Here is an 8,730-nt window from a genome sequence, read left to right as displayed (position 1 = left end):
AAAAGCGGACAGTCGTCACACTGTTCCTCGGTGGTGCAATGCTTGAGCGCCGTTTCTATCTCTCCCGGCTTTAACCGTAATATTTCAAGCTCTCCTCGTTTGCCTACTCCCTTACACAGTACCTTTACTTTTCCCATACATGTCGTTTCTCCTTTTTGTTTTGTAATTGCAGTTCCGAATTTCGGAACTGCAATAATAGTATAATTCCGTTTCTCGGAATTGTCAATCCGTTTTTCGGAATTTTTTTGTATAATTTTATTATGAACAAAATTATAGGTGAAAAATTAAAAGAACTAAGGGTTGAAAATCAACTTACACAAAACAAGTTGGCACAAATATTTCATGTGAGTAAAACTACAATATGTCAATGGGAAACAGGAAAACAAGAACCGAGTATTGATAGCATCATTGCTATCGCTCTTTATTTCGATGTATCGTCAGACTATCTTCTCGGGCTCGAGGATGAAAGTGGAGCTCGCACCGCTACTCAAATTAACAACCTTTCTTACTTTAACAACTCCGGCACTATAAAATTTTAGGAAACCTATTGACAAAAAGCATATTATGTAGTACAATGTATTACAGTAAATACGGAGGTAAAACATTATGAGCGTTTCTATAAGATTAAATGACAGTGAACTCGCGGCAATTAAAACTTATGCTACATCATATGGCATGACAGTTTCTGAATGTATTCGCCGCGCCATTTTGGAACAAATCGAAGACGAATACGATTTACAAGCTTTCAAAAAGGCAAAAGAGGAATTCGAAGAAAATCCGGTGACCTATACTTTAGATGAAGTTATAGCAGAATTAAACAGTGACAGCAAATGAAGTATAAAGTTATAATTTCCGATAAAGCTAAGAAACAACTGAAAAAAATTGATAATTACACTGCAAATTTAATTGTTCACTGGCTTAAAAAAAATATTGACGGTTGCGAAGACCCAAGAGTCAAAGGAAAAGGATTGACTGCCAACCGTAGCGGCGAATGGCGTTATCGTATTGGTGATTATCGTATCCTTTGTGATATACAAGATAATATAGTAATTGTATACGTCCTTGAAATCGGACACCGTAGTAAAATCTATGATTAAGCAAACAAATAACCCGTCTACTACAGGCGGGTTTTGTATTATATTAAAGCAATTCGTAAAATAAAAATTTGACGAAGCGACACTCCGAGAGCGTAAGATTTAGACAGAGCGTAAGAAAAAAATTTTAAGAAGACTTTTACGCATAGTTTGAGCTATCCGCCCCTTTGCGGTAAATTCGTTGGAAAGCATAAAAAAGCGGGTTTATACGCAATGAGTACAGCCCGCTTTTATTGAAAACTTATTTGTTAAAACTTATTGTTTTGAAAACTTTTCGCGATTGCCGTGTGCTTTTTTACAAAGTCGGTTTTGGCTTCGGTGTATGCGTCGCGATTATGTTCGTGTTTTTTCCATAGTTTGAGTTTCAAACTTTCGTATTCTTTTGCGATATCGGGATGGGCGTTCAAATAATCTCGAAATAAAACCTCGTCTTTTTCGCTTTTGTGCTGAAGATGAATGTGAAATACTTTTTCGGCAAATCCGTTTTCCGTATATCCTTTGTTGAGAGAAATTCGGCTTGACGTTTCCGACATTATGATATATCCCCGACCGCAGATTTTTTGCGCACAGCTTGCTAAATCGTAGTTTTCGTCAATTTCTATCAGTATATCTATAATCGGTTTAGCCCAAATTCCGTTAATTGCGGTACTGCCTATGTGGTGGATTTCGGAATTCGGCGGCAAAATTTTTATAAGCATTGCGCTCTCTTCCCTATACTGTTCGGTCCACTTACCGTTCGGCTGTGTGAGAAATATCGGAAAAAGTTGCCATAATTCTTCAAGAGTCATTTCCGAAAGTTTTTTACTCATTGTTGCGTTTCCTTATGCGAATTTCAAAATTTCATTGCAGGAAACCGTTTTTGCATAAACGTATCCGAAAAAATCTTGTCTATCAACGAGCCAACCGCTGTAATTGCCTGTTTATCTGCAAATCTGCCCGTATAGCGTATCAACGCACCCATTGTAATTATAAAATCCAACGCAATTATTACCGCCATTACTATAGCTATCAGTTGCATCGGTTTGGGCGGAAGTGAATTCAGCCAAGATATGAGCGGATTGTAAATAACAAATATTACGCCGAGACACAAAAGCCCCCAAAACGCCATATATATTATCGTTGTTCGACCGTTGATATTCAGTAGTTTATTTGAGTAATTCCATGAGCGCGTTCCGAGTATCTTTTCTTCGAGAAAACTCAGTATGTATTCCACTGCCCCGCCGCCTGCCGCGCCTATAAGATATACTTGCCATGCTTTTGTTTGCGTGCCTAGACACAGTATTATAACGAGCGCGCCAACTCCGTATACGAAATTAAACGGGGTGAGAATACTTCCGTTGCAATAAACGAAACCGCGCCCGCGAGCAAAGTTAAGCAGAGTTTCCCATATGGTCCCCACAAGTCCGCCGAGCATGTAAATATAAACGGCTTTATAAAAATCCATATACTTTCTCCCCTTTGAACCGCTATGTGACGATAAGTTGTTCGGTTCGTGGGAAGAATTGCGTTTTGTCTGAGAGTTCGTTAGCATATTTCGTTTCTCCCTGGTATGAGTTTTGATTTGTTCACAAATCGGTAAAATCTTTCAGTCCGTAAATTACCAGTCTTCCTGCGTTTATCGATACTTCTTTGAGCGGTGCGCTGCGGTCGGAATTAAACCAATTTTGATATACCGACAGCAATCCCGAAGCAATGAAATCAGCGCACAAATCTATGTTTTGGGTACTTGTAATTACGGTGCTTTGTTTCATTGCTTCTTTTAACTTGCTTTTAAGTAAGCCGTCGATTTTGCGAACTATGTGCGAGTGTGCATTCATTTTCATGAGATATCCGCAAAGTTCGAGATTGGTACTTAAAATATCGTTGAGAATTTCGAATATGTGTTGAGGATTTTTTACGTTCTTTTCAAAATCAAGCTCTTTTATGGCTTGTTCGAGCAATTCAATCAAATCGTTTTCGAGTTCGTCGCGTATTTCGTATATTCCGTTGTAATGATTGTATAGAGTTTTGCGGTCTATATCCGCTTCGTCGGCAATATTTTTAACGGTAATATCGTTAAAATCTTTTTCCGAAAGCAACTTGATAAACGCGTTCTTTATCGCCCGCTTTGTTTTGACAATTCGTCTGTCATGTTTTTCCGTTTTGGCGTGGTTCATTTTGTCCTCCGTATTCGAAATTACACACTAATTGTACCATATTAAACGGCGTTTGTCTATCATTGGTTAAATTACAGCGGCAGGTCCTTCTTTTGAAATTTTATGCTCCCCGTTATGTAACACACTATTCCGATTACGGCAAGTATGCCGAGTTTCCAAAGGAATGTGAGCGTTCCTTCGAGTACGGATACAACGTCGAACAAAGAAATTATCGATACGTAATTAAATGCGTTGAGCGCTTTCATGCGGATTATAGACGGCAAAACCGGAGAGCCGAAGAGTCCGAGCATTGTTGCGACGAGAAAGAACATGTTGAGTCCTCCGCCCAAAGCCATGGAATTTTTACTGCGGTTAAACACGCATGACGCAAGGAAAGATATTCCGCTCATGGCAAACATCACGAGGAACGCTCCGAGGTTTATGAGAAGCAATTTGCCGAAATCGAGGTCGGTATTAACGTTTACAATCGCAAAGCATATAACGCTTGTGAGAGCCGTACATACGAACATTGCAAGCAGAGAGGTTATGAGAAACACGGCTTGAGTGAAAACCACTTCCCTGCGCTTTGTGCCGGTTGAAAGTACGTATGCCATAGACCCGCTGTCTACCTGCCCCGCAATGAGTGCGTTTGACGCCATTATCATATAGATTATAGGCAACAGCAACCCTGCCATTTTGAAGAATATAGAACCTACGAGAGTGCCGTATAAGTCTGCCGCACCTATTTCTTGAAGAGCTTGAGATACGCTGTCGGGCAGATTTGCGAGTAATCCTCCCGAAAATTCGGCTATAAGCTCGTTTTTGATTTGCTCTTCGGTTTCGCCATCCTTTATGTTGTCCATGCGGTATTCGAGATTTGCTCTGTAATCCACTATGGCGTTTTCGGCAAGCGATTTGACGAAATCGAAATTATCGAACCCGAATTCGTGATATTTTTCGGCGGTTATGCTGTATTGCTCGAGTTTTGCGAGCATTGTGTCTACCGTTTCGGGCTTTATCATGTTTGCGGCAAGAAAGTTGCTCATGTGTTTCATGGCGTATTTCTCGCGATTTGTTTCATGTTCGCTCGAAAAAATGTCGGTAACGTCGTATTTCGGTTTCTCCATGCCGAGTTTTTCGTAATCGAACATATCGTCGAACTGCCCGTTCGGATTTAGCGCATAAAATACTATGCCCGCAAGTTCGGTTGCCTCCTCGCTGTCGGGCGCATAACCTTTGGCTTCGAGTAGCGCGGCGTAGTAATTGTTTTTAACCGCGTTTAAGGCTGTTAAGCCTACGGACTGTATTTGTTCGGGCGTAGTCGGATTGAGTTCTATGTATGCTCTTTGGAACGCTGTATCGAATACTTTTAACGCGCCGTCGGATATCTCATAAAAAGTCACGGCATTGCCTTCCGTTTCCGAGCTTATTTCTCCGTTTACAACGGCGTCTTCCACTGCGATTTTGGTTTCGCCCAATTTGCCATTACCGGCAATGAGCATAACGCAACACAGCATAAAACAAACCGCAAATGTTATAACTATCCACATAAAGCCGTTGGCTTTGCATGACTGTTTGAACAACGATTTACTGAACATTTTTCTTATTCTCCTTTTGAGTGCTTAATATTTGCTTAAAATGTTTCTCGAGATTGTATTTTATTTCGGATATAAAATGAATGTTTTTTCCGTTTAAGTCTTGAAACAATTTACTTATTTCGCTTCGGTCTATTTTTACGGTGACTTGCCTATATTGCGGCTGGTCTCTTATAATATTGTAACCGAGAGTTTTGAAACTTTCGTAATCTTTCGACTCGTTGAATTCTATCTTGTATTCTTTTTGCGGTCGGTTGCGTATCTCGTTCATTACCGCAACGTCGGCAATTCTGCCGTTGCCTATCAGCGCAACCCTGTCGCATGTACTTTCGAGTTCTTCGAACATATGGCTACTCATAAAAACCGTCTTTCCGTCGGCGTGCTCGGCTTTTATTATTTCCAAAAAAGCGTCGCGCATCAACGGGTCGAGTCCCGTGGTGGGTTCGTCGAGAATGATTATATCGGGATTTGCCATAAGCGCCGCCACTATGGCGGTTTTTTGTTTCATTCCTTTGCTCATGCGCTTTAGCGGAGCGCGCGGGTCGAGTTGCAATTTTTCTATGAGATATTCGGCGTAATTCATATCGCTAAGGTGTAAAAAATCCGCCTGACATTTCAAAAATTCCGTGCCCGTAGATAAATCGGGAAAAGCGATTTCGCCGGGAACATAGCCTATGGATTTTACTATTTCGCTCGAATTGCTCCACGACTCCAATCCGTTTACGTATGCCGCCCCGCTCGTAGGCTTGAGAAAGCCGAGTATGTTGCGTATGGTAGTGGTTTTTCCGCTCCCGTTTGTGCCCGCAAAACCAAGCATTTCGCCTTTGCGCACGGTAAGATTTATATCGAATATTCCTCTGCCTTCGCCGTAATCTTTGGTAAGATTTTTAATTTCAATTGTATCCATCAGTGAAGCGCGCCTCCGTAATCTTTGTCTTCTTTGTAATATTGCATAAAGTAGTCTTCGAGAGTTTCTTTTATGTGCGTGAAATCTTTCAGCGGATATTTCGACAGTGAGTTTATTACCTCGCTTATGTATTTGTCGTCGGTTGCAATCGTAACGGCGTAATTGCTCGGATTTTTTTCGATTATATCGAGTATCTGCGCGTGCTCGAAAGTTCGCAAAAACTTTTCGTAAACCGAAGAGTCGGCAAACCCGATTTTATACTTTTTTTCCGAAGCGTGTTTTAAGTCGTTGGCAACGAAATCCGAAACAATTTTTCCGTCTTTTATTATGGCAATCTTGTCGCACGTCGCGTCTACTTCGCCGAAAATGTGACTCGAAAGCAATATGGTTTTGCCACGCTCCTTTTCTTGCTCGATAAATTCCACGAATACCTCCTGCATTACTGGGTCGAGTCCGCTCGTAGGCTCGTCGAGTATAAGAACTTGCGGGTCGTTCATAAACGCGGTAACTACCGCAAGTTTGCGTTTTACGCCCAAACTCATACGTTTGGTTTCGCCCTCGGGATTGAGTTCGAATAAATTCAGCAAATATTCGAGTCTTTCGTCGTTTCGGCATTTTTGTAAATTTTGCATCATTCTTATGAATTCCCAGCCCGTAAGACCTGTCGGCAGTGCGATTTCGCCCGGTATGTACCCAACTTTTCCGAGTATATCGCAGTAATTCTCAAAAGTATCTTTACCGAATATGCGAGTATTTCCGCTTTGAGGTTTAGAAAAACCCATTAAGTGGCGGATAGTGGTGGATTTTCCCGCGCCGTTCGGGCCGAGAAATCCGAAAACTTCGCCTTCTTCCACGGAAAACGATACGTCGAATACCCCGCGCCCGCTTCCGTAATCTTTGGTGAGTCGCTGTACTTCTATTACGCTCATAATACCTCCAAACCGTAGTTATTCTTCATGTGTGTATTATATCAATTTTCGGAAATTAACTCAACCCCGAATTTATCCGTATTCGAGTATTATTACTCATATATTTTACATATGTGGAATAATCAACACTAATAAAATAATTCGAGTTATAACAGAAAAACGCCGCACATAAGGGTATCTATTATAGGGATTTTCCTTGTGGGCAAAGAAATAGCGCACTATCTTCGCTTGCGAAGTATAGTGCGCTATGCTTTATACAAGATTATAAAGATAAATTGAAATTTATAAGACTTGTTCAATTTTTATATATTATAATTGTGCAATCTTTTTCAAAACGAAAATTCGCCCATTTTCTTCCTATTTGCCGCACAATATAGTTTTCATCGTCCGTGAAAATCTGTTTTGTCATAAATCGTAACAGTTTTAGCGCATCGGCAGATTCGTTCAACACGATTTCACGGGTACTCCATCCGTCTGTTACAGGCGAATATATTTCGTGAATCATATCATAAAACAACTCTTTTCCGTTGATTGGTATTTTTCTTATTAAGTCCGCCTTTCTGCCGCAATCGAGCATACTTTTTAACAGGTCATATTGTTTGGCGTCAAGCGTTATTTCACATATTTCCATTGTAAGCTCCTATTGTGCCAAATTTTCCAACTGCGTTTTGTTCATAACTTTTTCCGCTGTTCAATTTGCATATAAATCGGCTGTCCGTTTTCCATAAAACATTTAAATCGGAAATCTCTTACCTCAAATTCCACTATGCCTTCATCTTCTTTAAGTACAGCTCTGTAGCCGGTATCATCATTATTATTTTTAGTGTATTGCACAAACTTCGAAAAAGGAAAGCGGAAAACAAAAAAATTTGATAAAAACTGCCTTAAATCAATCCTGTAAATACCGTTTGCTTTATCAATCCAACCCGTGTCGACAAGACCGAGTTCTTCTTTTTTGTTTTCTATTTCTTCAACCGACCTGCAATTTTTGCCGTTTATGATAATTTCGTCCGCCCAAACTTTACAGTATTTTGTTACAGTTCTTCGCTCTAATTCTTCCAGCAGTTTCTCCAACCTGCCTTCTCCCTTTATATACCGCTTTACCTCGTCTTTATAATTTCTATAACCGTTCGGAATATTATAAATCCACTCTTTGGGGTGGTCGGGGCATCTAAATTGTAAACATAAACGCGTTATGTCAATTTGCGGATATTTTTTCGGGACAGCAAACTCGTCCCAGTCAAGACCTCTGTCTGCAAAAAAACATTCGATATTATCAATCGGTTTTTTACAAACAGGGCAAATACCGTATTCTTGCGGCAGTCTTGCCGTAATTTGGTAGATATCGAAATATTCGGTTTTGTCGTAATTGTCGGTTTTTTTGTTGTAATATGAAATTTCGCTTTCGCCTTTTATATTGTAGACGTACTCGCCGACGCCCAAAAATTCGCAGAAACTTTCAAGCGTTACTTCTTCGGGTACGGGCTTCGGTGGATTTTGTTTTTCCTTAAACGCTTTTATATATCTGGGCGGGAAACGGTAATTATCCAAGCCCGCAATTTTTGCGGCTTCTTCCAAATACCATGCCCAAAAGCGCATTTCGCGTATAACGTATTTTCCGTTGTCGTTGTCGGTATAAGCGCTGCTCCATGCAACACACGCTTCTTTTGCCGCATCCCTTTCGTATGCGTCTATATCTTCATCAGTCAAGTCGCTGTCCCACGGCTCTAAATATGACTCGTCCTCCAAAGCTACGACCATCGCATCCCAAGCGGCGACAGCGGCTGAGGCGGGTTCCCCGTATTCATCGACGGCGTTCATAAAATCGTCGATAGTGGATTGTTTCCGTTCTGCTCGCAATTCGTTAACCATTATTTTACCGTCTAAGTACGCAAGACTCTTTTTAATTAAATTTTGCGGACTTTTGTCATCGGAATCTACAGAACACCACATAGGCATTACTTTTTTTGCACAGGCAAGCGCAAGATATGCGCGCTTTTTGAGCGGTTCCGTCAGCGACCGCGGCTTTATAGAGTCGCGGTCGGTCGAGGGAGATTTTGTGGCGCGGAA

General features: G+C 40.9%; 11 protein-coding genes. 3 read left to right on the top strand and 8 right to left on the bottom strand.

Annotated features, from left to right (window positions below):
• Positions 1 to 260 precede the first annotated feature (260 nt).
• The 3 genes from NFR55_RS10220 (at position 261) to NFR55_RS10210 (ending at position 1,097) form a co-directional block, all read left to right on the top strand.
• Positions 261 to 539, top strand: coding sequence for a helix-turn-helix domain-containing protein (locus tag NFR55_RS10220; RefSeq protein WP_251548745.1), 279 nt, complete (start codon positions 261 to 263; stop codon positions 537 to 539).
• Between the two features lie 67 nt (positions 540 to 606).
• On the top strand, positions 607 to 834 hold the full coding sequence (gene relB, locus NFR55_RS10215) for a type II toxin-antitoxin system RelB family antitoxin (RefSeq protein WP_251548743.1): 228 nt from the start codon (positions 607 to 609) through the stop codon (positions 832 to 834).
• Positions 831 to 1,097: a type II toxin-antitoxin system RelE family toxin gene (locus tag NFR55_RS10210; RefSeq protein WP_251548742.1), complete on the top strand. Its 267-nt coding sequence runs from the start codon at positions 831 to 833 to the stop codon at positions 1,095 to 1,097. Before relB ends, NFR55_RS10210 begins: the two co-directional genes overlap by 4 nt.
• 245 nt (positions 1,098 to 1,342) lie before the next feature.
• Here the strand turns inward: NFR55_RS10210 and NFR55_RS10205 are convergent, their stop codons facing one another.
• The 8 genes from NFR55_RS10205 to NFR55_RS10170 form a co-directional block, all read right to left on the bottom strand.
• Positions 1,343 to 1,903 (bottom strand): GrpB family protein, encoded by a 561-nt coding sequence (locus NFR55_RS10205; RefSeq protein ID WP_251548740.1) that lies wholly within the window; start codon positions 1,901 to 1,903, stop codon positions 1,343 to 1,345.
• A gap of 23 nt (positions 1,904 to 1,926) precedes the next feature.
• The gene (locus tag NFR55_RS10200) at positions 1,927 to 2,538 is read right to left on the bottom strand and encodes a putative ABC transporter permease (protein WP_251548738.1); all 612 of its coding nucleotides are present in this window, start codon (positions 2,536 to 2,538) and stop codon (positions 1,927 to 1,929) included.
• 121 nt (positions 2,539 to 2,659) lie between these two features.
• Complete coding sequence (locus NFR55_RS10195) at positions 2,660 to 3,250, bottom strand: TetR/AcrR family transcriptional regulator (protein ID WP_251548735.1); 591 nt, start codon at positions 3,248 to 3,250, stop codon at positions 2,660 to 2,662.
• A gap of 71 nt (positions 3,251 to 3,321) precedes the next feature.
• Positions 3,322 to 4,827, bottom strand: coding sequence for an ABC transporter permease subunit (locus NFR55_RS10190; protein WP_251548733.1), 1,506 nt, complete (start codon positions 4,825 to 4,827; stop codon positions 3,322 to 3,324).
• The gene (locus NFR55_RS10185) at positions 4,817 to 5,731 is read right to left on the bottom strand and encodes an ABC transporter ATP-binding protein (protein WP_251548731.1); all 915 of its coding nucleotides are present in this window, start codon (positions 5,729 to 5,731) and stop codon (positions 4,817 to 4,819) included. The genes NFR55_RS10190 and NFR55_RS10185 overlap by 11 nt, the downstream gene beginning before the upstream one ends.
• Positions 5,731 to 6,660: an ABC transporter ATP-binding protein gene (locus tag NFR55_RS10180; RefSeq protein WP_251548729.1), complete on the bottom strand. Its 930-nt coding sequence runs from the start codon at positions 6,658 to 6,660 to the stop codon at positions 5,731 to 5,733. The genes NFR55_RS10185 and NFR55_RS10180 overlap by 1 nt, the downstream gene beginning before the upstream one ends.
• A 295-nt stretch (positions 6,661 to 6,955) precedes the next feature.
• Positions 6,956 to 7,291, bottom strand: a complete 336-nt coding sequence (locus tag NFR55_RS10175; RefSeq protein WP_251548727.1) for a hypothetical protein — start codon at positions 7,289 to 7,291, stop codon at positions 6,956 to 6,958.
• A 41-nt stretch (positions 7,292 to 7,332) separates the two neighbouring features.
• Positions 7,333 to 8,730, bottom strand: a 1,398-nt coding sequence (locus tag NFR55_RS10170) for an Imm5 family immunity protein (protein WP_251548725.1), incomplete at its 5' end; no start/stop codon positions are given.

Origin of the sequence: Pumilibacter intestinalis (genome assembly GCF_943193005.1) — a bacterium.
Taxonomy (GTDB): domain Bacteria; phylum Bacillota; class Clostridia; order Christensenellales; family Pumilibacteraceae; genus Pumilibacter; species Pumilibacter intestinalis.
The sequence above is the reverse complement of the archived record's forward strand: the minus strand, read 5'-3'. Positions and strand labels throughout refer to the sequence as shown.

Excerpts from the sequence above, each read along its gene's own strand:
- NFR55_RS10220 (WP_251548745.1), top strand. The coding sequence starts at position 261 with ATGAACAAAATTATAGGTGAAAAATTAAAAGAACTAAGGGTTGAAAAT.
- relB (WP_251548743.1), top strand. The coding sequence starts at position 607 with ATGAGCGTTTCTATAAGATTAAATGACAGTGAACTCGCGGCAATTAAA.
- NFR55_RS10210 (WP_251548742.1), top strand. The coding sequence starts at position 831 with ATGAAGTATAAAGTTATAATTTCCGATAAAGCTAAGAAACAACTGAAA.
- NFR55_RS10205 (WP_251548740.1), bottom strand. The coding sequence starts at position 1,903 with ATGAGTAAAAAACTTTCGGAAATGACTCTTGAAGAATTATGGCAACTT.
- NFR55_RS10200 (WP_251548738.1), bottom strand. The coding sequence starts at position 2,538 with ATGGATTTTTATAAAGCCGTTTATATTTACATGCTCGGCGGACTTGTG.
- NFR55_RS10195 (WP_251548735.1), bottom strand. The coding sequence starts at position 3,250 with ATGAACCACGCCAAAACGGAAAAACATGACAGACGAATTGTCAAAACA.
- NFR55_RS10190 (WP_251548733.1), bottom strand. The coding sequence starts at position 4,827 with ATGTTCAGTAAATCGTTGTTCAAACAGTCATGCAAAGCCAACGGCTTT.
- NFR55_RS10185 (WP_251548731.1), bottom strand. The coding sequence starts at position 5,731 with ATGGATACAATTGAAATTAAAAATCTTACCAAAGATTACGGCGAAGGC.
- NFR55_RS10180 (WP_251548729.1), bottom strand. The coding sequence starts at position 6,660 with ATGAGCGTAATAGAAGTACAGCGACTCACCAAAGATTACGGAAGCGGG.
- NFR55_RS10175 (WP_251548727.1), bottom strand. The coding sequence starts at position 7,291 with ATGGAAATATGTGAAATAACGCTTGACGCCAAACAATATGACCTGTTA.